Origin of the sequence: Aneurinibacillus migulanus (assembly GCF_001274715.1) — a bacterium.
Lineage (GTDB): Bacteria > Bacillota > Bacilli > Aneurinibacillales > Aneurinibacillaceae > Aneurinibacillus > Aneurinibacillus migulanus.
The window spans coordinates 4,490,270-4,513,262 of record NZ_LGUG01000004.1 but is presented as its reverse complement, the minus strand read 5'-3'; the positions used below and the strand labels follow the sequence as shown (position 1 = coordinate 4,513,262).

Sequence of the window (22,993 nt, the reverse complement as noted above, 5' to 3'; positions counted from 1 at the left end):
TAAGTCAAGCAGATTGTTTTGTGAACAAACATTGACTTTATTCACAATCGTCTGCTACGATAAAAAACAGTAAATTCCAACGATTTAGTAATAGATCTTACGTGTATAACTATTCCATTTCGAGCCAGGCATAAAAAATCCTGCAAAAAGTAAAGGAGGCAGCACGTATGAGTGTGCAAACGTCTGTAGTTCGTTTCGAGGTCGAACAAGGAGTCATGTCAGTCGTCTTACAACGACCTGAAGTGTTAAACGCTTACAGTGAAGAAATGCTGGATGGGCTAATACAGGCCATGGAGGAGGCAGGGCGCAATAAAGAAGTGAAGGCTCTCGTCATCTCAGGAGCGGGACGGGCTTTTTGTGCAGGTGGCGATGTAAAAAGCATGAGCGATTTTACCCCGCTTGACATCCATGATTTCGTAGGCAAGCTGAATTACCTTGTTCGGTCTATGAGCAAACTGGAGAAGCCGATTATTGCAGCTGTACATGGTTATGCGGCCGGTGCAGGCATTTGTCTTGCCCTTGCCTGTGATCTGATTCTGGCATCGGAGGATGCGAAGTTTTCAGCTGGATTTGCGCAAATCGGGCTTGTAGCCGATGGAGGGGGAATGTTTTTCCTGCCGCGTACACTCGGTACGTATCGTGCAAAGGAAATGCTTTTTACCGGTAAAGTACTTTCTGCGACAAAAGCGCAAGAATGGGGCCTGGTAAACGAAATTTATCCGGCAGAGACAGTAATGGAAGAAGCACAGAAGCTGGCAATACAATTGGCGAAGGGGCCTTCTCGTACGTATGCAATGGTTAAAAAGCTGGCGAACCAGGCACTTACGGCTGATTTGGAAGCAATGCTGGATATGGAACGGAATACGCAGGCCGTTATGGCGGGTACAGCTGATCACCGTGAAGGTGTACAGGCGTTTAAAGAAAAGCGCAAGCCGCTGTTTAGCGGTGAATGATATATATCAAGGGTGTTGATTATTCAGTAAGATCCATAGATGGATGGAAAAGGGGGAAGGGTACGATGGATACGCTTGTTGCGGTTTCATGGCTCAAAGAGCATCTATCTGATGCAAATCTTGTCGTAGCGGATTGCCGTTTTGTGCTTGGCAGTCCAGACAAAGGAAGAGAAGCGTATGAAGAAGATCATATTCCCGGTGCACGCTATTTTGATCTGGAAAAGGACCTGTCGGCCCCGAAAACGGAGCATGGTGGACGGCATCCATGGCCTCAGGCGCAAGCATTTGCGTCCAAGCTAGCTCAAGTGGGAATAGGCAATGACACAGCCGTAGTGTTATACGACGCTCAAGGAGGGGCGATGGCAGCCCGGGCTTACTGGGTACTAAAATATATTGGTCATCAGCAGGTCGCTTTGCTTGATGGCGGATACGGCGCATGGAAGGCAGCCGGATATCCGGTTACACGCGAAATTCCCACCCCTGTACAGGTGACATATGAACCGCATGTAAAAGGGGAATGGGTGCGCAGTATGGAAGATGTGCGTCAAAGCATGGCCGGAGAGCAGGCGGTGCTTGTGGATTCACGTGCATTCGACCGCTATACCGGGGAATCTGAAACGATTGACCCTGTTGGAGGACATATTCCTGGCGCGGTGAACTATGACTGGCAGAACATTATTGATGAGAGTGGAAGAATAAAAGATGAGGAAGCGTTGCGCAAGCATTTCGCTGCATTGCCGCAGGATCGGGAAGTGATTGTATACTGCGGATCAGGCGTTACAGCCTGCGCTAACCTGTTCGCACTTGAACGTCTTGGCTATAAGAATGTCAAATTGTATCCAGGAAGCTGGAGCGATTGGATTTCGTATGAAGAAAATGAAATCGCTAAAGGTAAAGAATAAGTGACAAAGAAACCGCGCTGGGCGCGGTTTCTTTGTTGTGGAGCAATGGTATATTATGCACCAAAGATTTGTTGAAGGTCTGATTCATTAGCTTGTAGCGCAATAACTATATAAATTACACTTGATATTTTGACAGGGTAGCGTGGTTGGAAGGAGGCGATTCAGAAAAAGAAGAGGTTGGATGCGCCCTGCGCTCCAGCAGAAGAAAGGCAAACCTAAACATAGAAGGTAAGAAAAGTAAAGCGAAACCAGAAAAAATTAATCCCATATACCATGGAGTTTCCATAATGATGAAAGGGATCTCCCCACACGCGCTCGGCAATGAACGGTGAAAACCCTACTCCAAACACGAGGATGATTCCAATTGCTGATAATACACGGCTTTCATTAAAGCGGTTGTAAGCTCGATCGTGAGTGCATCATCTCTGTCCTTTAAAGCGTTAACATAGCTCTCCGATACAGAAACAGCGTGTTTTGAAAGTTCACTAAAGATTTGATCTGCCTGATGCAGAGTATCTTCATCCTCTATCGAAACACATAATAAATAAGATGTGGAAACACCCAGACGCTGTGCGATTTGTTCAGCTACATCTTTCGCTAGTGGATAACGATCTGCCAATTCCCACTCTATTTTTACGTCTTCTGCGAGTTTTCTTTTTCGTAGCTTTGCAGAAAAGTCAGGATGTCTTTCTCCAGTTCATCCGCAGTTTCGTATGGTTGGTCGAATTGTAGCATGCGTCTGAGCATCCGTACAGTTTCGGGCGCAAGCGACAATTCCCTCTCCCAGCCGCGTTCCGGCTCATCTTCATCTGCTTCGTATGTACTGTATAACATGAACAGCAAAAAGTGGCCAAGCGCATACATGTCGCTTCGAGGATGAACTTCCCGCTTCAATTTTTTTTCTAGCCAGTAATGGCTATCCGTATCCTGAAGGAACGAAGGAGAGTCGTCTACGTAACGAGCCAGTCCAAAATCCAACAGATATACTGTGCCATCATTCCAGATTACATTAGGAATCCGTACGTCACGATGAATAATACGTCTGCTATGTAGATATTTGACCAGTGTCAAAATTTGCAGAATAACACGCCATGCTTCTGGCTCAGTAAATGAAGCGTCTTGCTGAAACAGCATGTCTTCCAATGTGCTGCCCTTAATGTAGCTCATGACATAATAAAGCTGTTCGTTTTCTTCAAATGCATCGAATAAATAGGGCATTTGTGGATGGCGGAGCGTGGCAAGCAACTCAATCTCATATTCGTACAACGGACGTCCTTTAGGACTGTTCAACCGACTAGGGCGGACTTGCTTCAATACCCGCTCTTCATTTTGCATGCGATCGAATACAAGATAAGAAATTCCATAGCTGCCCATACCGAGCATGCGAGTAACCGTATAGCGGTTTTTAACAACTGTACCCGGTTCGTGAGGCCTGTCAAGCCACCATTCTTTTATGCGTTGACGCCAACGTTTCCACATATCCATCGGTCCTTTTTATGAGAATATATATGCTCTGTTGTACGCTGGTAGGAAGTAAAGGTTTCAACTTCCGAGAAATATGCGTCTTTTTGCCAGATCAGCGCGAAAACTTCTGCTAGCTCGTATGACAAGATTAGACAAAATATTCCGGAAGAAATATGTATAATAAACATACCGAGCAAGCGAAGGAAAAAGAAGGAGGGGCATTGCCATGTTTCGAAACGAGTTTTTGCAAATTGTGTGGGAAAGAGGAAGAGTCGATGTTCCAGAACTTGCCAGATTACTCAACACAACGGAAGACTTAATCGAAGCGGAAGCGGATGTATGTGCGGCCCAAGGATGGATTCGAATGCTGGACTCTCTCATTATGGCAACGCCTCTAACGGATACGGGGCGGTAATGGAAAAAAAGCTGTCTTCCAATGTGAAGGCAGCTTTTTTGCGAAATCGCTTTGATACAGAACATATAAACTTCTTTTAGCGTGCAGACTAATAGCATAGGATGCTTAGTCTAAAAGCCCGATGGAAACGGGGAATGCAGAAAGGAGTTTTTTTATGTGGAAATGTCCATATTGCGGAAGTGAGTACGGAATGCCATACCAGGACTCTAACCTTACTGGTATGCTATGTTTAGGTGAGATGTGCGGTCGATTCCATACGATGACCGAGGAAGAAAGCAAACAGGTGGAAAGACATGTATATGAATCCGATATGTAGCGCGGTTGGTATCGTTTGCTAAATCGGGTACAATAGAAGGAAAGTGGAAAGGAGCGAACGCATGAACGAATTATCGTTTATCAGCCATGAACAAGAAAGAATAGGCGTCCATATTTTGCCGACGCAAAAGTTTAAGACGACGACCATTCTCTTACATATCCAACTGCCTCTTACGGAGGAGCTTGTTACCAAAGGTGCCTTGCTGCCTAACGTACTACAACGCGGAACGGAACGATATCCGAATCCGGCGCAATTGCAGCGCCATTTGGATTCGCTATATGGAGCTATTTTTAATGCCGGGGTTGTGAAACGCGGCGAGAAGCAAATTATTCAGCTCTATCTTGAGATTGCCAATGAAAAATTCCTTGCTGACTCTAGGCCGTTGCTTGAGGAAGGAATACGTTTTTTGGGTGAGGTGTTAACGCGCCCGCTTCTGGAAAATGGAGCATTCGCAAAAAAAGTAGTCGAGTTGGAAAAAGAAGCTCTCACCAAGCGAATTGAAGGATTGATTGATGATAAAATGCGGTACGCTAACCAGCGCTTGACGGAAGAGATGTGCAAGGAGGAACCTTATCGCCTTCTTGCGTACGGCATTCGTGAACAGATCCCGCAGATTACCTCAGAAGATTTGTATGCTTTTTATCAGGAAGTACTGTCTTCATACCCAGTCGATATGTATGTGATCGGAGATGTGCAGCCGGATGAGGCAGCGAAGCATCTGCACCAGTACATTCCCCTTGTGGCTTCAGGTGCGAAGGAACTGCCACCGACAACATACAAAAAGACGGTAACGAAAGAGCATACGGTTACGGAAGAGATGAGTGTTGCACAAGGTAAGCTAAACATTGGTATGCGAACGCAAATTGGATATGCGGATGATGATTACGTGCATCTCATGATGTATAACGGCGTATTGGGAGGCTTTCCGCACTCCAAGCTATTTATGAACGTACGGGAGAAAGCGTCGCTTGCTTATTATGCTGTATCGCAGCTTGAAACCCAGAAGGGGCTTTGCATGATTATGTCTGGGATCGAAACGGCTAACTACGAACAAGCACTTACTATCATCAAAGAGCAGCTGGACATGATGAGACGCGGCGAAATTACCGATGTTGAATTAAATCAGACGAAAGCGATGCTAACCAATCAACTCCGAGAGACACGTGACAGTGCGGCTGCGATTGCGAGCATGGATTATAACGGACGCTTGTCCGGTCGTCGCCGCTCGCTGGAAGAGATTCTGGACGGGATTTCCCGCACGACAAAGGAAGATGTCGCACGTGTAGCGCAAAAAGTAGAAATTGATACGATCTATTTCTTGCGTGGAAAGGAGGAGGCGAAATGAAAACAAAACGATACGAACGACTGAATGAAACGCTGTATTATGAGCAGCTTGATAATGGCTTGGAAGTGTATATTCTGCCAAAATCAGGGTTCAGTAAAACATATGCAACGTTTACAACCCGCTATGGCTCAATTGATAACGAATTTCAGGCTCCTGGTAAAGAACGGTTAAAAGTACCGGATGGCATCGCGCACTTCCTTGAACATAAAATGTTCGAAGAGGAGGAGGGGGACGTATTTGCAGAATTCGCGGCGCATGGTGCCTCGGCCAATGCATTTACGAGCTTTGATCGTACGGCATACTTGTTTTCAAGCACACAGGATGTGGAGCGCAATGTAGAAACGCTTCTTAATTTTGTACAGAAGCCTTATTTTACAGATGAAAATGTAGAAAAAGAGAAAGGGATTATTGGACAAGAAATCCGTATGTATGATGACGATGCAGATTGGCGCGTATATTTCGGATTAATCGCCAACTATTACCATAATCATCCTGTAAAAATCGATATCGCTGGTACAGTTGAATCGATTAGTAAAATTACAAAAGAGCTGCTCTATGAATGCTACGAAACATTTTATCATCCGTCTAATATGCTACTGTTTATCGTGGGGGCGGTAGAACCGGAGAAGATGATGGAGCTGGTACGGAAAAATCAGGCCAAAAAGGCGTATGATAAACAGGCACCGATAGAACGTTTCTATCCTGATGAACCTACTACCGTAGCACGACAACGCTCCATTGTTCATCTGCCCGTTGGCATCCCGAAGTGTTTGTTCGGATTTAAAGATAAACAGGTTGGCTTGACTGGAGAGGAATTGTTGAAACGAGAAGTGGCCACAGAAATTTTGCTCGACATTTTGTTCAGTCCGAGTTCCGACTTGTATCAGAAGCTGTATGACGCCGGGTTGATTAATAGCGGGTTCGGGGCTGACTATTCAGGCGAACCTCAGTATGGCTTCTCCATAATTGGCGGTGACACGAAGGACCCTGATGCATTAATATCTATGGTAAATACGGAATTAAAAAACGTGCTCACACAGGGGCTTGATGAAGAAGCCTTTACGCTATCGAAAAAGAAAAAAACAGGGGAATTCCTGCGGGCGCTCAATTCCGTCGAATTTATTGCCAATTCCTTTACGAAATACCGATTCGGAGATACAGATTTATTCGCCCGTGCCGATATTCTTGAAGCAATGACGCTTGAGGATGTAAGTGCGCGGTTGAAAGATCATATCGATTTTAGTCAATTCTCGGTGTCCATCGTGACTTCGCCTGGGCAGTAGCAGATATAGACGGGAGAGGGAGAGGTTGAAACAGCATAAATATGCCTGCATAACTGGCGCAAGCCGAGGCATCGGAGCCGCTATCGCCTTGAGATTTGCCAAAAACGGATACGATTTGACGCTACATTACCATTCTTCGGCACAGGAAGCGGAGCGGTTGGCGGAGCAATGCCGATCGGAAGGAGTAAAAGTGTCACTTGCAAGGGCCGACCTAGCTGCAGCCGACGGAGCGGAGAGTTTGTACAGCCAGTTGCCGCAGGCGCCGGATGTGCTTGTGCTTGGTGCAGGAGTGGATGCGTATGGCATGATTCAGGATGTAACTGCGGAAGAGTGGGAGAAAATCATGAATATCCATGTGCGGGCGCCGTTTTTCTGCGCTCGACTTGCGCTTTTGCATATGGTGCGACAGCGCTTTGGACGCATTATTACAGTATCTTCGATTTGGGGAATGACGGGTGCCAGCTATGAGGTATTATACTCGACTGCAAAAGGAGCGGTCATCTCCTTTACAAAGGCGCTGGCCAAGGAGGTAGCACCTTCTGGAATTACAGTAAATTGCATTGCCCCGGGATTGATTCGCACCGATATGATGACGAATTCATTTAACGATGACGAACTGCGCGCGATAATCGAAGATATTCCCGCCGGTCGTATGGGAACGCCTGAAGAAATTGCCGCTTTGGCTATGTTTCTCGCAAGTAAGGAAGCTGGATATATCAACGGACAGATTATCAGCCCGAACGGAGCCTGGTATTGCTAATGAAGTAAGGATAGATAGTAAACAGCCAAACAGGTGTGCATAAAACGCCTCCAAGTGACGCATGTTAAACGTAGAAGGCAAAATGCCCTTCACATGATCATGAAGGAGGAATACGACATGTCAGTCCTGGAAAACTTTCAAGATTGGAAGTCATTCTTAGCAAGCCGTGTAGCGCAGGCGGCGAGCAGTGGTATGGAGCAAGAAACAATGGAAAATATGGCATACCAAATCGGTAACTATCTGTCCAATCAGGTAGACCCGAAAAACGAGCAGGAGCGCCTTTTGAAAGAGCTTTGGGATGCCGGCAACGAAGAACAACGCCACGCGATGGCGGGTGCCATGATTAACTTTGTACAGAACAAGAAACAGTAACTTCTTTACTCCTTCCCCTCTTATCTGGAGGGGATTTTTCCTTTTTTCGCGTTTTTTTATGCGATCTGCGCTTTTTATGTTGGAAGAATTGCGTTTTTTAGTGTAGAATAGTGTCGTTATGGAAGAAGAATCAAGCGGGGAAAGGGCGTTATACTCAAGATGGAAATAGAAAAGCAAGATTGGTATCTTGAATACGAAATTCATAAAAATCGGCCCGGACTATTGGGAGATGTCGCTTCCATCCTTGGAATGTTGGCTATTAACATCGTTACAATCAATGGGGTCGAATCCCTGAACGGAACAATTAATCGCCGCCGTGGCATGTTGATTCAAACCGATGATGCAAAGAAAATCGAATTATTGGGCAGTATATTAGAGAAAGTTGATAATATAACGCTGCGCAAATTGCGCCAGCCTACGATACTAGATTTGCTTGCGGTTCGTCATGGCCGCTATATCGAACGGGATGCGGAAGACAAAAAAACCTTCCGTTTTGTACGTGAAGAAATCGGGGTTCTGGTTGATTTCATGGCCGAAATCTTTAAGCGGGAAGGCAACCAGTTGATCGGTATTCGCGGAATGCCGCGTGTCGGCAAGACTGAATCCACGGTCGCTGCCTGTGTATCCGCCAATAAGCGTTGGACATTCATTTCCTCTACATTGCTGCGCCAAACCGTGCGGAATCAGCTTACTGTAGAAGAGATGAATGGGAATCAGCATGTATACTTGATTGACGGCATTGTCTCTACGATGCGCAGTACCGAGCGACATGCCATGCTGATGCGTGAGATTTTGCGTATGCCATATACGAAAGTGATTGAACATCCTGATATTTTTGTCCGGGAGACGGAATACGAGATGTCAGATTTTGACTATGTTATTGAGTTGCGTAACCATCCCGATGAAGAAATTACATACGAAAACGTAGAAACAGGATTCTCCGGATTTGACATCCCATAAGTAAGACCGGAGAGGGTAGGAGGTGGATGATTTGTCTGAGCTCGCAGAAGTGTTACGAAAAGCCAGACAGGAGAAAGGAATGTCGCTTGCTGAAATACAGGAGATAACGAAAATACAACGACGTTACCTGGAAGCGATTGAGAACGGGAATTTTGAAGTGCTTCCCGGCCATTTTTATGTACGGGCTTTTATAAAAAGCTACGCAGAAGCTGTTGGCTTAGATGCGGATGAGCTTATTAGCCAATATGCTTCCGAATTACCGGAACCCCCAAAGGTGGAAGAATCGCCGCCACCGCTTAGGCAAAATCGACAGGCAAACAAGGAGAAGGGCGATGGCAGCAAATGGGTATCAAGAATTCTTCTGTACCTGTTTGCGATTCTTGTCATTGGAGTCGTGTGGGCATCTATATACTATTTTTCAAAAGACAAGGAACAGCCTGCACCGCCAGCACCGAAAGAGAACGTATCAACTGAGAAGAAAAAAGATATTTTTGTTCCGCCGCCGGAAACTCCGGATACAAAACAGCCGCCAGCCCAGCAACCGGCTCAGCAGCCTGCTGCTTCCGGCAAGGTTACTCCGCTTCCGAAAACCGGCTCGACCATGAACTTTGAGTTAACGGGAGCAGACAAGATTACAGTTAAAGTTACTGCCAAATCTGGTGACCATTGGATGGATATTGCCGGTGAGAAAGGTGTCATTGGCCAGCAAACGCTCAAAGAGGGGCAAAGCGCGACATTCGAAGTGCCGCAAGATCAAGGCAACGAAGCCCGACTTCGTATCGTACGGGCACGCGATGTAGAAATTCTGGTGAATGGACAACCGCTCGATACATCGACAGCGAAGCAGACGAGTGGTTCACAACGAATTAAGATTGTACGTAAGTAGTCCCTGGATTTTCAGGGGCTTTTCTTTTGACACCTTTTTTTCAGTATATTATACTGATAAGTGGAAAATTAGACACTTTTGTCTACCGGACGGAGGAAATAGAGTGGATAAGACAGCAACAACAGAGAAAGTAGCGATCATCACGCTCGGGTGCGAGAAAAACGTCGTCGACTCAGACATTATGTCACAGCTTATCGATGAACGCGGCTACCTTCTCATAGATAATCCGCAGGAAGCCGATGTTGTAATCGTTAATACGTGCGGCTTTATTGACGCTGCGAAAGAAGAATCGGTGAACACGATTTTAGAAGTAGCTGATTTGAAAGAAAGCGGCAACCTGAAGTCTCTTATTGTAGCAGGCTGTCTCACCCAGCGTTATAAAGAAGTGCTAATGGATGAGATGCCTGAAATCGATGGCATTGTCGGGACTGGAGACTTTGATAAAATTAATCAAATCATTGAAGACTCATTAGCCGGCAAAAAACCGATTTTTGTCGGCAATCCGGCGTTTTCTTATGAGAACGTTGCACGGCGCAAAGTGGAGAAGGGCACGTATTCTGCCTACATCAAAATTGCGGAAGGATGCGACAACAAATGCACCTTCTGTATTATCCCGCAATTGCGGGGTGCTTTTCGTAGTCGTACGATTGAATCGATTGTTGCCGAAGCGAAGGAGTTGGCGGCGCAAGGAGTTAAAGAAGTCAACTTAATTGCCCAAGACTCGACTAATTACGGTTTTGATATTTACGGCGAACGCGTATTGCACAAACTTTTGCGTGAAGTCTCTGAAGTGGAAGGCATTGAATGGATTCGCCTTCACTATGCGTATCCCGGATATTTTACGGACGAGCTGATCGAAGAATTCGCTTCTAATCCGAAAGTGTGCAAGTATGTGGATATGCCGCTACAGCACAGTGAAGACCGTGTGCTGAAACGGATGTTACGTCCTGGACGTCAACGTGATACGCGTGAGCTTATCGCTAAAATTCGCGAAGCCGTACCAGACGTTGCGCTTCGAACATCGATTATTGTCGGATTTCCTGGGGAGACGGAAGAAGAATTCCAGAACCTCAAGGCATTTCTGCGTGAAGTCCAGTTTGATCGCCTTGGGGTATTCACCTATTCTCAGGAAGAAGATACTGCGGCGGCACGGTTAGATGATCAGATTCCGCAAGATGTGATTGAACGCCGTGCTAACGAGCTAATGGAGGTACAGCGCGAAGTCGCCAACGAACGTAATGGACGCTTCGTCGGGAAAGTGGTTCCTGTTCTTATCGAAGGCTACGATGGTAAAAACGATGTTTACATCGGACGTTCCCAATATGATGCAGGGGAAATTGACGGTGAAGTTTTCGTAACTGGATATAAGGGAGAATTAGGACAGATTGTTTCTGTACACATTACCCATTCGTACGATTTTGACCTTGCGGGGGAGGTTATGTAGTTGAATCTGGCCAACCGGATTACATTGGCACGAATTTTCCTCGTGCCAGTGGTTATGATTTTTCTGCTCGTACAGTTTGATAATCTCGGATCGTTTAAAGTCGGAGGCGTTCATATTACATATAGCGAGTGCATTGCTGCGCTCATCTTCATTATTGCCGCTATAACGGACGGCTTGGACGGTTATATTGCCCGTTCACGCAAGATGGTGACCAATCTGGGCAAGTTTCTCGATCCGCTGGCAGATAAGCTACTTATCTCAGCAGTATTGATTTCGCTTGTGGAGATGCAGCGCCTGGACGCATGGATAGCGGTAGTGATTATCAGTCGTGAGTTCGCTGTGACCGGATTACGTCTGGTAGCGGCTGCGGAAGGCCTAGTTATTGCCGCGAGCAAGCTGGGGAAATGGAAAACGGTTCTTCAGATTGTGGCTGTTGCTTCATTAATTCTGCAGAATTTTCCGTTTGAAACATGGCACTTCCCGTTTGCAACGATTATGGTATGGGCTGCAGTTATTATGACCATTGTCTCCGGTGTGGAATACTTTTTGAAAAACAAAAAGGTCATTCCGCTTGCGTAGCGTTCATCCGTCATATTTGGCGGATGACTTATTTGGAAGGAGTTTGCTTATGAAAGCAGAGATTATTGCGGTGGGAACGGAACTGTTGCTTGGGCAAATTGCCAACACGAACGCACAGTTTCTTTCGCAAAAGCTTGCAGAAGTCGGTATTGGGGTATATTACCATACTGTGGTGGGTGACAATGCGGACCGTCTCTATCGGTTAATCGAAGAAGCGTTTACGCGCTCGGACCTGATTATTTTCTCTGGTGGACTCGGGCCTACGAAGGATGATTTGACGAAAGAAACGGTCGCTCAGGCAGTTCATCGGCCGCTTGTGCACGATGAAACGGCACTGGAGCGCATTGTTGCTTACTTTGATCGTCGCGGTGTTAAAATGACGGAAAACAACCGTAAGCAGGCATTGGTAGTTGAAGGCAGCAAGGTATTGCCGAATGATCATGGCATGGCACCCGGTATGGCTATCGAATATAAGGGTAAATATCTTATGATGCTGCCTGGACCGCCACGCGAGCTATATCCGATGTTTACCACATATGGTTTGCCGTATTTGCTCTCACTTATTAGCGATCAGTATGTCGTACATTCAAAAGTTCTGCGTTTCTTCGGTATCGGAGAGTCGGCGCTTGAAGAAGAGTTAATCGACCTGATTGACGGACAATCGAATCCGACGATTGCGCCGTTGGCAAAAGAAGGCGAAGTAACGATCCGTCTCACCGCGAAAGCAAAAAGTATAACGGAAGCTGAAGAGATGATTCGGGTTATTGAGCAGGAAATTGAAGAGCGCGTGGGCGAATTTATTTATGGCTATGATGATGATTTGCTTGAATCTGTGCTGGTACGGAAATTAACCGAGCAGAACGAGACGGTAGCGTTTGCTGAAAGCATTACTGGAGGATTGGTGAGCCATATGGTGACCTCGGTCCCAGGAAGCTCAGCGATATTAAAGGGTTCCATTGTTTGCTATACGAATGATGTGAAGCATCATTTGCTAGCCGTTCCCAAGGATGTATTGGCGGAAGCGGGTGCAGTAAGCGAGGAGGCTGCCCGTGTACTGGCAGAAGAGGTTCGCCTGCGGCTTGGCAGTACATACGGAGTATCCATTACAGGTGAAGCCGGCCCCACCGCTTCAGAAGATAAGCCTGTAGGTCTCGTCTACATTGGGGCAACCGATGGTACACAAACGCAGGTTAAAACGTTCCGCCTGTCCGGACAGCGTACTGCTATTCAGTCCCGTGCAGCAAAACATGCAATTTTTACAATGCTTGAACGAATAAAAAAAGGTGGTTTTTAAATGGCACATTTCTCTGATTTTGCTTTGCATAAAACAATCCAACAAGCCATTCATGATATGGGCTTCGAAGAGCCGTCGCCGATTCAGGAACAATGTATTCCGAAAATTCTTGAAGGCGGCGACTTAATCGGCCAGGCACAGACCGGAACAGGTAAAACGGCTGCGTTTGGCCTTCCGTTAATTGAAAAAATGACAAACCGCAACGCCGTACAGGCGATTGTGCTTACGCCGACGCGTGAACTTGCGATTCAAGTGTCCGGTGAGTTGCGCAAAATAGCTAAATATAAACGTGTACGTACATTGCCTATCTATGGCGGCCAGTCTATCGGCCACCAGATTCGTGCGCTAAAGCAAGGTGTGCAGGTCGTTATTGGCACACCGGGTCGGGTGCTTGATCACCTGCGCCGTAAAACGCTTCGTCTTGATCAAGTAAGCATGCTGGTGCTTGATGAGGCGGACGAAATGCTTGACATGGGTTTTCAAGAAGACATCGAGGCTATTATCAAAGAAACGTCGACTGAACGTCAGACTCTTCTATTCTCCGCAACGATGCCACAGGAAATTATGCGCCTGTCCCGCAAATATATGAACAATCCAGAAACGGTCGCGATTAGCCGCAAGGAAGTAACCGCGCCGACAATCGAGCAGGTATACTATAAAGTATTTGAACGTAGCAAGCTTGAAAGTCTGTGTCGTATCCTCGACAGCGAAGAGATTGAGTTAGGTATCGTATTCTGCCGTACGAAACGCGGTGTGGACGAGCTGACAGAAGCGCTACAGGAACGTGGGTATCTCGCAAGTGGTTTGCATGGGGATTTAAGTCAGGCCCAGCGTGATAAAGTCATGCAATCATTCCGTGACTCATCGATTGAATTGCTTGTTGCTACTGATGTAGCCGCACGCGGTATTGATGTAGGTAACGTTTCTCACGTAGTGAACTATGATATCCCTCAAGACCCGGAAAGTTATGTACATCGTATCGGCCGTACGGGTCGTGCCGGCCGTAAGGGGATCGCTATGACGCTTGTAACACCGCGCGAAATGAAGCAGTTGCGTACTATTGAGAAAATCTCTAAAACTTCACTTGAGTCTCGTAATGTTCCATCCATTGAAGAGGTAATGGAGCGCCAGCAAAGCATCTGGAAAGAGCAACTGGTTGCTCTAGTAGAAGGCGATGAAGACATGACGCCGTTCCTAGAAGTGGTGACACAGCTTAAAGAAGAATACCCGATGGAAAAAGTAACGGCTGCTGCTCTCTCACTCGCATTTGCACCTTCCATTTCTTCAGCTGAAGAAGAAATGTATGACTTTGGCGATACAGGCGCATCCAAAGGTAAAGTTCGCTTCTTTATGAACATTGGCCGTAGTCTTGATGTGCGCCCACCAGATTTGGTGAAGGAAATCTCCGAATTGGTTGGTACTTCTAATAAAGCGATTGGCCGTATCGATATTTTTGAGAATTTCACGTTTATTGAAGTGGATCAAGAAATCGCTCCGTTTGTATATGAATCGCTGCGACATTCCCGAATTAAAGGAAAACGAATCAACATCGAGCCTGCCAAGCCGCGTTCCAAGCGCTAGTTTGTTTTTTAGGCATAAAAGTAAAAGCCCTTCCGCTTTTTGGACAAGCGGAAGGGCTTTTTTGATACATAAGTAACGGATGTGCTAGTAATTACCTTTGTAAAGCATGCGCTCGTACAGTAACAGTTGCGATTGCTTCGTATGTAATATCAATCAACTGTTCCAGCTCTCCCGTACTCATTGATAGAATCGGCATCAGTACGATAACCGGGCCTAACGGGCGAATAATCGCCCCGCCCATACGCGCACGAAGAATGACTTGATGTTCTACTTGCATTTGCGCAGGAAAAGTTTTTTTGCTTGCTTTTTCCTGTACGAGTTCAATACCTATCATCATACCTTGCTGCCGTACATCTCCTACATGGGGCAATTCACGGAACGGTATGAGCTTTTGTGCAAGAAAATTGATTTTATTCGGCAGGGTAGCCAGTAGGTCTTCACGTTCAATAAGTTCAATATTTTTGAGTGCCACTGCACAGGCAAGCTGGTTTCCTGTATACGTATGACCATGAAAGAATGTACGCAACTCCTCCGGTTCACCAAGGAAAGCTTCGAATATTTCTTCTGTCGTGAGCGTTGCGGCTAGCGGTAAGTATCCGGCCGTGAGTCCTTTCGCTATGCAGAGAAAATCTGGCTCCACTTGTTCCTGTTCACAGGCGAATAATGTGCCTGTTCGTCCGAAGCCTACGGCTACTTCATCGGCAATCATCAATACATTATAGCGGGTACATAGTTCGCGCACACCACGTAGGAAGCCGACCGGTGCGGTAATCATTCCTGCCGCGCCCTGAACGAGCGGCTCAATAATTAGACCAGCTACTTCGCTGTGGCGTTCCTTTAGAATTGCTTCCAGCGCATCAAGGCACATTGTTTTACATGCCTCTTCGTCGTTATTTTCCGTTAAGCGGTACGTATACGGCGCGGGGGCTTCCAGCCGGTCAAAGAGGAGCGGTTTGAAAATGTGATGGAATGTGTCCATGCCACCGACGCTGACTGAACCAATCGTATCGCCGTGATATGCTTCACGCAATGAAATGAATTTACTTTTCTTTCCGGAAAAGCGTGCCGGATCCTTTAGTTTCCAGTACTGATAGGCCATTTTTAAGGCAATTTCCACAGAAGTGGAACCGGAGTCAGAATAGAAAACCTTCGTTAGGTTCGGTGGTGTATTATCCACGAGTTTTTTGGCGAGCAGTATAGAAGGCACATTAGCGGATCCGAGCAATGTTGAGTGTGCGATTTTGCCCGCCTGTTCAGTAAGGGCCGCGTTAAGCTCAGGATGGTTGTGGCCGTGTACATTGACCCAGAGAGAGGAGTAGCCGTCAAGATATTTTTTCCCTTCAATGTCGTATAGATAGCTTCCTTCGCCCCGTTCGATAATCAGTGGTTTCTCCTGACGGTACACTTTCATTTGTGTGAAAGGGTGCCATACGTACTCTTTGTCCCATGTTTCCAGATCATAAATCGATACAGTCATTCCAATCCCTCCATATGTTTTATTTACAGAAGCCCTGTTTCTATTTGTTTCAAGCGTTCAAGAAGCAGCTCAAGGTTGATTTGTTTGCGTAGTTCGTCCAGTTGCAGCGAGAGCACTTCTGGTACAGTATCAGTAACCTGCGGAAAAGAGCCGAGCATAGGCAGTCCGGTTAATTTGCTTATCATACGCACATTGTCCCGTTCCATGCTGTTCGGCTGTTGTGGCATGTGGTTGACGATAAATCCAAGGATGGGGATGCCGCGTGCTTGTGCATATTTTGCTGTTAGTACCGTATGGTTAATTGTGCCGAGCCCGGGATGAGTAACAAGCAATATGGGTAGATTCAAACGTGTAATCAAATCGTCTGTCATATATATGCCCTGTTCACTTTCATATAGGGGGACAGCCAACCCCCCTGCACCTTCGACGACTACAAAATCATGATTTTTACGTAAAACCTGAAGCTGACGGACTATGCATTCTGGATCGATGAATACACCGGTTTGCTGTGCTGCCAGATGCGGCGACACGGCGGGTTCCATACAATAGGTGCAAAGTTCATCTTGTCCATACGGCAATGGATGAATGGATTGATAGAATGCCACATCTTCAGCAACAAGCGTATCGCCCATACGAATACCGCCGCTCTGTACCGGCTTGTAGGGAACCGCATTGTAGTCGCAGCTAGCAAGAAGCGCGGTCAAACAACCGGTAATCATCGTTTTACCAACACCCGTATCCGTTCCCGTGACAAACAAAGCGTGTCCTTGTTTCATGCTTTCATCTCTCCTCGCAATCGGTGCTTTAATGGGGAAACATGTTTATGTACTTTCACCGCGATGGCAGAAGCGACTAGGCATAGAATGATATCTCCTGGTACGGCAAGCAGAAAGCCATAGAGAAAGGTTTGCCATACTGTAAACGTTTTGCCGATAAGTACGTTCATTGCAGCATATAAATATACGGTGCCTGCCCCATATACAAGCAGCAAACCGGTAAAATGCGCAATGACGAAGTCGCGCCATGTTGGTTTTTCTTTTCTTTCGATAAGTTGACCAATAGCGTAGCTGGCTAAAACGAAGCCTACCAAATAGCCGAATGTTGGCTTTAGCACATAACCGATGCCTCCGCCTTCCGCAAACACAGGTACTCCTACAAGCCCTATAGTGAGATAGACGAGTTGGCTTAAAGCACCTATCCGACTGCCAAGCAGGGATCCCGCAAAGTAGACAAACAGGATTTGCAGCGTAAATGGAACAAAAGGGACTGGAACTTTAATAAAGGCGCCGATCGCGGTAAGCGAGGCAAACATAGCGGCTAGAATAAGGCCAGTAGTTGGTGTTGTCGTCTTTTGTTTCATCATCATTCCTCCTTTGTTTCAGAGTAAAAGGAATGGGGTTTTAATGTCAACCTTAATTTAAAATTAGTTAACAATTATATGTAAAAAAATGTAAAACATTAAACAAAAGCGAATAAATGTTCGCGAAAAATGCTTGGCAAACGATCAAAAAAGAGGTACAATAAAATACGTCGAAGAGATACTTAAACAACAATGGTTGATTATGAATATAAATGAAGGGAGCGATGGCTTTGTCCGATCGCAAAGCTGCTTTAGATATGGCCCTGCGCCAAATCGAGAAACAATTCGGTAAAGGTTCCGTAATGAAACTGGGGGAGATGGCCGCGACACAACAGGTATCCACTGTATCAAGCGGATCTATTGCGCTTGATATTGCACTTGGTATCGGAGGGTATCCGCGTGGACGGATTATCGAAATTTACGGTCCGGAATCTTCCGGTAAGACGACGGTAGCGCTACATGCGATTGCCGAAGTACAGAAGACAGGAGGCACTGCTGCATTTATCGATGCGGAGCATGCGCTTGATCCGGTGTATGCAGGTAAGCTCGGTGTTAATATTGATGAGCTATTGTTATCCCAACCTGATACGGGTGAACAAGCACTTGAGATTGCGGAAGCTCTAGTGCGTTCTGGTGCGATTGACATTATTGTCGTCGACTCTGTAGCCGCTCTTGTTCCAAAAGCGGAAATTGAAGGAGAGATGGGCGATTCGCACGTTGGTTTGCAGGCGCGTTTGATGTCCCAAGCGTTGCGGAAGCTTGCGGGTGCTATTAATAAGTCCAAGACAATAGCAATTTTCATTAACCAGCTCCGTGAAAAAGTTGGCGTCATGTTCGGAAATCCGGAGACGACACCGGGCGGACGGGCGCTGAAGTTCTACTCCAGCGTACGGCTTGATGTGCGTCGCGTTGAGACGCTGAAGCAAGGAAATGACATGGTAGGAAACCGCACGAAGATTAAAGTCGTTAAAAATAAAGTGGCGCCTCCATTTAAGATTTCTGAAGTAGATATTATGTACGGTGAAGGTATCTCTCGTGAAGGAAGTCTGCTGGATATCGGTACAGAGCTTGATATCGTAAACAAGAGTGGTGCATGGTATTCTTACAATGAAGAGCGCCTTGGTCAAGGCCGTGAGAATTCCAAGCAATTCCTTAAAGAAAACCCAGATATCGCACATGCGATTGAAACGAAAATCCGTGAGCATTATAATCTGGATCAAGCAGTATCCTTGCCGCCAGCTGACCAGGATAACAAAGATGAAGAATTCGTGTTAGATTTTGAATAAACGCGCTTCTACTGCGTATTGATGATACAGAAAGTTTGCTGGCTTGTGACAAAGCTGGTGAACTTTCTTTTTTATATGGATAAGAAAGAGGATGTTTCTATATTAAGAGTGTTGATTATATAGTACGATCCAGAGTGGATAGCCACCACATCATGTCCCAAACGGTCGTCGGTTCGTGTCCCGTTGTGGTGGCCTTTTCTTCTCTGAACAATCAGCAGGTGTGTTTCTATATAACTATGCTATACAGGAGGAATGACACTTGGATGAAGAAAACCGTAATCTGAGCGTGATTACGCGTTTGGAGCGCCAGAAGAAAAATAAGCATCGCATCAATGTGTATCTTAACGATGAATATGCCTTTGCTATTCATGAAGACGTATTAGTTAAATATCGGCTGAATAAAGGGCGTGAACTCGATGAAGCGGATATGAAAGAACTTCTTGAAGCGGAAGAGAAGAGCCGGGCCGTCCAATACGGGCTGAATTATATCAGCCATCGACCGCGTACAGCGGAGGAAGTGCGGAAATATTTGATGACCAAAGGTTTTCCAAATCCTGCTGTGGAGGAGGCAGTGGCAGGTTTTATCGAACGGAAATACATCGATGACAAGGAATATGCTCGTTTGTGGGTGGAAGAGAGACTCCGCCTAAAGCCACGCGGTAGACACTTGTTGCGCCAGGAGCTTCAAGCAAGAGGCATCGGGCCGGATGATATTGAGGCTGCGCTTGAAGGGATCGGACAAGAGGAAGAGGAGACAGCCTGTCTGGAGCTTGCGCGCAAAAAATACGCACGTCGGCGTTTTGATTCTTTTCAGGAGATGCGGAATAAAGTCGGTCCCTTTCTGCAACGGAAAGGATTTTCACATGATATGATTAAAAAAACAATCGAAAAACTAAAAAATGATAAGTTAGATGAGGGGATGTAACACGAATTGCCCATTCTTGACATTCCTGCGGTATGATGGCAAAATGGACTTGTATATTCTTTCTCTATCGTGGTCCTCTATCTTTTCGCTAGCCTCGATAGGAGTATACGAATAGGTTTTGCATAAGAGAGATCGAATGTTCGATCTCGTTTTTTAACTAAACCTGATAGTTCTTAAAAAAAGGGCAAAAAAAGTGAAGAAAGACCTCAGATGCAAGGAGGTGACAGAAAGATGAACTTAGTACCTGTAATTCTCATTGCACTTGCATCTCTGGTGGTCGGAGCGGTAATTGGTTATTTTGTTCGTAAATCATTGGCGGAGGCGAAAATTTCAAGCGCGGAAGAAGCCGCACGTCAAATTGTAGACAAAGCTGAGAAAGAAGCGGAAGCACTAAAGAAAGAAAAAGTGCTCGAAGCGAAAGACGAAGTGCATAAGCTACGAACGGATGCCGAGAAGGAATTACGCGAGAGACGAAACGAGATTCAGCGCCTTGAGAAACGCGTACTACAAAAAGAGGAATCGCTTGACCGGAAGACAGAAATGTACGAGCGTAAAGAAGCAGAGCTTGAACGCCGCGAGCAAGCAATTAATCAAATGCATGCAAAAGCGGAAGAACTTATGCAAGCTCAGGTAACTGAACTGGAACGGATTTCAAGTCTGACACGCGAAGAGGCACGTGGTATCATTCTGCAGCAAGTAGAGGATGAAGCACGTCATGAGGCCGCTATGCTGGCAAAAGACATCGAACAGCAGGCGAAAGAAGAAGCGGAGAAGAAAGCCCGCGACATTATTACTACGGCCATTCAACGTTGTGCCGCGGACCATGTGGCCGAAACGACCGTATCTGTTGTTTCGTTGCCGAATGACGAAATGAAAGGGCGGATTATCGGTCGTGAAGGTCGGAATATCCGTGCTCTGGAGACACTTACTGGTATCGATTTAATCATTGATGATACTCCAGAAGCCGTCATTTTATCCGGTTTTGATCCCGTTCGTCGTGAAATCGCACGAACCGCACTGGAGAAGCTTGTGGCAGATGGTCGCATCCATCCTGCACGCATTGAAGAAATGGTTGAAAAAGCGCGCCGTGAAGTGGATGAACGTATTCGTGAATACGGTGAGCAGGCTACGTTTGAGACAGGAATTCATGGACTGCATCCTGATCTCATCAAGATTCTTGGTCGCTTGAAGTACCGTACGAGTTACGGACAAAATGTGCTGAAGCATTCCATTGAAGTATCGCACTTATGCGGATTAATGGCTGCAGAATTGGGCGAAGATCAGACGTTGGCGAAACGCGCGGGTCTTCTGCATGATATTGGCAAGGCGATCGACCATGAAGTTGAAGGCTCACATGTTGAAATTGGGGTAGAATTAGCGAAAAAATATAAAGAGCATCCGATTGTTATCAACGGAATTGCCTCACATCATGGAGACTGCGAACCAACATCGGTTATCGCAATGCTGGTGGCTGCAGCTGATGCATTATCCGCTGCACGGCCAGGAGCGCGCCGTGAGACGTTAGAAACGTACATCCGCCGTCTGGAAAAACTGGAGGAAATCTCCGAGTCATTCGATGGCGTTGAGAAATCGTACGCAATCCAGGCAGGACGTGAAGTCCGGATCATGGTGAAGCCGGATCAAGTCGATGATTTGGAAGCACATCGCCTGGCACGCGATATTACGAAGAAAATTGAAAGCGAGCTCGACTACCCGGGACATATTAAAGTCACCGTTATCCGAGAGACGCGGGCAGTTGAATATGCAAAATAAAACGCAAAAGCTTCTCCGAGTGATCGGCAGAAGCTTTTGTTTGCTTTGAACGAGGAAGGAGATAGACATATGAGACTTTTATTTATTGGTGATGTGGTGGGCTCTCCCGGTCGGGACATGCTCAAGGAGATGCTGCCACGCCTTAAGAAAAAATATAATCCGCACGTTACGGTAGTAAACGGAGAAAATGCGGCATCAGGACGGGGTATCACCCAAAAAATTGCGAATGAGTTTTTTGAATGGGGTGCAGGAGCGATTACGCTTGGCAATCATTCATTTGATAACAAAGAGGTATTTGACTTTATCGATAATGAACCTCGTATAGTGCGTCCTGCGAATTTTCCTGAAGGAACACCAGGGAGAGGACATACGTTCATAAAAGCAACAATTGGTGGCGAACTAGCTGTCATTAACCTACAGGGGAGAACATTTTTGCCTCCGTCAGATTGCCCGTTCCGTATGGTGGAAAAAATTGTTGAACAGGTGAAGAAACGCACGCCTTACATTTTTGTTGATATGCATGCGGAAGCAACCTCAGAGAAGCAGGCAATGGGCTGGTTTTTGAACGGCAAAGTGAGCGCCGTGGTTGGTACCCATACGCATGTGCAGACCGCAGATGAGCGAATTCTGCCTGGTGGAACGGCCTACTTATCAGATGTTGGCATGGTTGGTCCGCGTGATAGCATTCTAGGAATGGAGCGCGAGGCGGTTTTGAAAAAATTTTTAACAGGGTTGCCCGTTCGTTTTGAAGTTGCCATGCTTAAACCGCAATTAAACGGGGTAATAATTGATATGGAAAAAAACACCGGACGTGCCAACTCTATTCAGCGCATTATCATTGATGAAGACCATCCATTCATGGAATGATTGTTTTTTAATTTTCAGAACTTTTTTCTGTTAAAATTCCGTGGAACAGGAATGAATTGTACCTTCGCCGAATAGAGTAATTGTGGTAATTATCAATCTATCTAAGGAGGTACTTGAGATGGAAGTATTAAAGGTTTCAGCAAAATCCAATCCCAATTCTGTCGCTGGTGCCCTGGCCGGCGTTCTCAGGGAACGCGGCGCAGCTGAGCTTCAAGCCATCGGTGCGGGCGCACTTAACCAAGCAATTAAAGCAGTAGCGATTGCACGAGGGTTCGTAGCACCTAGTGGTGTCGATCTTATTTGTATCCCTGCCTTCACGGATATTCTCATCGAGGGTGAAGAACGTACCGCAATTAAGTTGATAGTTGAACCTCGATAATTGAAGAACCACACTGAGCTTTCATCAGCTGTGCCTGTTTATTCCTTGTGGATAAGCAGGCTTTTTTTATGTATGGTATGGGAGGGGATACTTTTTTTGTTGTATAGTTAAAAAAGAAAATTAAGACCATTCTAAACGCCTAGTAGGTGTTTTTTTCAGTTTTTTTTCAGGCATATCGTAGAACGGTAATTTTATTCAAGAAATGTTTGGTGAAGGGTTGCTTTTTATAGTAGAGAGGACTACAATGAATAAAGTTTGAAGTACACAATTTGTTCATATTTTTTAAATAGATACATATATAGTAGGTGACCTGACAAATGGAAGAGGGCTCAAAACTGTGGTGTATCTGTTTAAGAAATGGTACACTTTTCA

At 46.0% G+C, this 22,993-nt stretch carries 25 protein-coding genes; 19 read left to right on the top strand and 6 right to left on the bottom strand.

The genetic code is table 11. The annotated features are described in order from the left end of the window. Positions 1-167 precede the first annotated feature (167 nt). Together AF333_RS23520 and AF333_RS23515 are read left to right on the top strand one after the other, a co-directional pair. On the top strand, positions 168-953 hold the full coding sequence (locus AF333_RS23520) for an enoyl-CoA hydratase/isomerase family protein (RefSeq protein WP_043067880.1): 786 nt from the start codon (positions 168-170) through the stop codon (positions 951-953). A 65-nt stretch (positions 954-1,018) separates the two neighbouring features. Next, a complete protein-coding gene (locus AF333_RS23515; RefSeq protein ID WP_043067879.1) occupies positions 1,019-1,855 on the top strand; it encodes a sulfurtransferase in 837 nt (278 codons plus the stop codon). Between the two features lie 115 nt (positions 1,856-1,970). Here AF333_RS23515 and AF333_RS36240 read toward each other — a convergent pair whose 3' ends face one another. The 3 genes from AF333_RS36240 to AF333_RS23500 are packed head-to-tail and all read right to left on the bottom strand — an operon-like array spanning position 1,971 to position 3,340. Further along, on the bottom strand, positions 1,971-2,141 hold the full coding sequence (locus tag AF333_RS36240) for a hypothetical protein (protein ID WP_235496912.1): 171 nt from the start codon (positions 2,139-2,141) through the stop codon (positions 1,971-1,973). 51 nt (positions 2,142-2,192) lie between these two features. Further along, positions 2,193-2,474, bottom strand: a complete 282-nt coding sequence (locus AF333_RS23505) for a hypothetical protein (RefSeq protein WP_043067877.1) — start codon at positions 2,472-2,474, stop codon at positions 2,193-2,195. Positions 2,475-2,488: 14 nt separating this feature from the next. Further along, complete coding sequence (locus AF333_RS23500; protein ID WP_235496902.1) at positions 2,489-3,340, bottom strand: serine/threonine protein kinase; 852 nt, start codon at positions 3,338-3,340, stop codon at positions 2,489-2,491. Positions 3,341-3,545: 205 nt separating this feature from the next. On the opposite strand from AF333_RS23500, the gene AF333_RS23495 reads away from it, so the two are divergent. From AF333_RS23495 to AF333_RS23445, 12 genes are all read left to right on the top strand, one after another. Continuing rightward, entirely contained in the window at positions 3,546-3,734 is a 189-nt protein-coding gene (locus tag AF333_RS23495) for a hypothetical protein (protein WP_043067875.1), read from the top strand. A 154-nt stretch (positions 3,735-3,888) separates the two neighbouring features. Then, a complete protein-coding gene (locus AF333_RS34225; protein ID WP_162839140.1) occupies positions 3,889-4,050 on the top strand; it encodes a hypothetical protein in 162 nt (53 codons plus the stop codon). A 61-nt stretch (positions 4,051-4,111) separates the two neighbouring features. Continuing rightward, positions 4,112-5,395, top strand: a complete 1,284-nt coding sequence (gene yfmF, locus AF333_RS23490; RefSeq protein WP_043067874.1) for an EF-P 5-aminopentanol modification-associated protein YfmF — start codon at positions 4,112-4,114, stop codon at positions 5,393-5,395. After that, a complete protein-coding gene (gene yfmH / locus AF333_RS23485) occupies positions 5,392-6,678 on the top strand; it encodes an EF-P 5-aminopentanol modification-associated protein YfmH (RefSeq protein WP_043067873.1) in 1,287 nt (428 codons plus the stop codon). The genes yfmF and yfmH overlap by 4 nt, the downstream gene beginning before the upstream one ends. Positions 6,679-6,703: 25 nt before the next feature. After that, positions 6,704-7,438, top strand: a complete 735-nt coding sequence (gene ymfI, locus AF333_RS23480) for an elongation factor P 5-aminopentanone reductase (RefSeq protein WP_043067872.1) — start codon at positions 6,704-6,706, stop codon at positions 7,436-7,438. A 117-nt stretch (positions 7,439-7,555) separates the two neighbouring features. Next, positions 7,556-7,810, top strand: a complete 255-nt coding sequence (locus tag AF333_RS23475; protein WP_043067871.1) for a DUF3243 domain-containing protein — start codon at positions 7,556-7,558, stop codon at positions 7,808-7,810. 159 nt (positions 7,811-7,969) lie between these two features. Beyond that, a complete protein-coding gene (locus tag AF333_RS23470) occupies positions 7,970-8,770 on the top strand; it encodes a DUF3388 domain-containing protein (RefSeq protein ID WP_043067870.1) in 801 nt (266 codons plus the stop codon). 31 nt (positions 8,771-8,801) lie between these two features. Beyond that, the gene (locus tag AF333_RS23465) at positions 8,802-9,656 is read left to right on the top strand and encodes a helix-turn-helix domain-containing protein (protein ID WP_043067869.1); all 855 of its coding nucleotides are present in this window, start codon (positions 8,802-8,804) and stop codon (positions 9,654-9,656) included. 103 nt (positions 9,657-9,759) lie between these two features. Continuing rightward, on the top strand, positions 9,760-11,100 hold the full coding sequence (gene rimO, locus AF333_RS23460) for a 30S ribosomal protein S12 methylthiotransferase RimO (RefSeq protein ID WP_043067868.1): 1,341 nt from the start codon (positions 9,760-9,762) through the stop codon (positions 11,098-11,100). After that, positions 11,101-11,679, top strand: coding sequence for a CDP-diacylglycerol--glycerol-3-phosphate 3-phosphatidyltransferase (gene pgsA / locus AF333_RS23455; protein WP_043067867.1), 579 nt, complete (start codon positions 11,101-11,103; stop codon positions 11,677-11,679). A 49-nt stretch (positions 11,680-11,728) separates the two neighbouring features. Continuing rightward, positions 11,729-12,973 carry a competence/damage-inducible protein A gene (locus AF333_RS23450; RefSeq protein ID WP_043067866.1) on the top strand — a complete coding sequence of 415 codons (1,245 nt, stop codon included), beginning with the start codon at positions 11,729-11,731 and terminating at the stop codon, positions 12,971-12,973. Then, positions 12,974-14,554, top strand: coding sequence for a DEAD/DEAH box helicase (locus AF333_RS23445; protein ID WP_043067865.1), 1,581 nt, complete (start codon positions 12,974-12,976; stop codon positions 14,552-14,554). A gap of 91 nt (positions 14,555-14,645) precedes the next feature. Here AF333_RS23445 and bioA read toward each other — a convergent pair whose 3' ends face one another. Genes bioA through AF333_RS23430 form a run of 3 tightly spaced genes read right to left on the bottom strand, consistent with a single transcriptional unit; the run spans position 14,646 to position 17,391 of the window. Continuing rightward, on the bottom strand, positions 14,646-16,031 hold the full coding sequence (gene bioA, locus AF333_RS23440) for an adenosylmethionine--8-amino-7-oxononanoate transaminase (protein ID WP_043067864.1): 1,386 nt from the start codon (positions 16,029-16,031) through the stop codon (positions 14,646-14,648). Positions 16,032-16,054: 23 nt separating this feature from the next. Further along, positions 16,055-16,807 (bottom strand): dethiobiotin synthase, encoded by a 753-nt coding sequence (bioD, locus tag AF333_RS23435; RefSeq protein ID WP_043067863.1) that lies wholly within the window; start codon positions 16,805-16,807, stop codon positions 16,055-16,057. After that, the gene (locus AF333_RS23430; protein ID WP_043067862.1) at positions 16,804-17,391 is read right to left on the bottom strand and encodes a biotin transporter BioY; all 588 of its coding nucleotides are present in this window, start codon (positions 17,389-17,391) and stop codon (positions 16,804-16,806) included. The genes bioD and AF333_RS23430 overlap by 4 nt, the downstream gene beginning before the upstream one ends. A 230-nt stretch (positions 17,392-17,621) precedes the next feature. Between AF333_RS23430 and recA the strand changes: the two genes are divergently transcribed. From recA to AF333_RS23405, 5 genes are all read left to right on the top strand, one after another. After that, positions 17,622-18,677 carry a recombinase RecA gene (gene recA, locus AF333_RS23425; protein ID WP_043068263.1) on the top strand — a complete coding sequence of 352 codons (1,056 nt, stop codon included), beginning with the start codon at positions 17,622-17,624 and terminating at the stop codon, positions 18,675-18,677. Positions 18,678-18,936: 259 nt separating this feature from the next. Beyond that, the gene (locus AF333_RS23420; RefSeq protein WP_052812330.1) at positions 18,937-19,602 is read left to right on the top strand and encodes a RecX family transcriptional regulator; all 666 of its coding nucleotides are present in this window, start codon (positions 18,937-18,939) and stop codon (positions 19,600-19,602) included. A 231-nt stretch (positions 19,603-19,833) separates the two neighbouring features. Then, complete coding sequence (gene rny, locus AF333_RS23415; RefSeq protein WP_043067861.1) at positions 19,834-21,375, top strand: ribonuclease Y; 1,542 nt, start codon at positions 19,834-19,836, stop codon at positions 21,373-21,375. A gap of 69 nt (positions 21,376-21,444) precedes the next feature. Then, positions 21,445-22,242: a TIGR00282 family metallophosphoesterase gene (locus tag AF333_RS23410; protein WP_043067860.1), complete on the top strand. Its 798-nt coding sequence runs from the start codon at positions 21,445-21,447 to the stop codon at positions 22,240-22,242. A gap of 118 nt (positions 22,243-22,360) precedes the next feature. After that, positions 22,361-22,621 carry a stage V sporulation protein S gene (locus AF333_RS23405; RefSeq protein ID WP_040303043.1) on the top strand — a complete coding sequence of 87 codons (261 nt, stop codon included), beginning with the start codon at positions 22,361-22,363 and terminating at the stop codon, positions 22,619-22,621. Positions 22,622-22,993 lie beyond the last annotated feature (372 nt).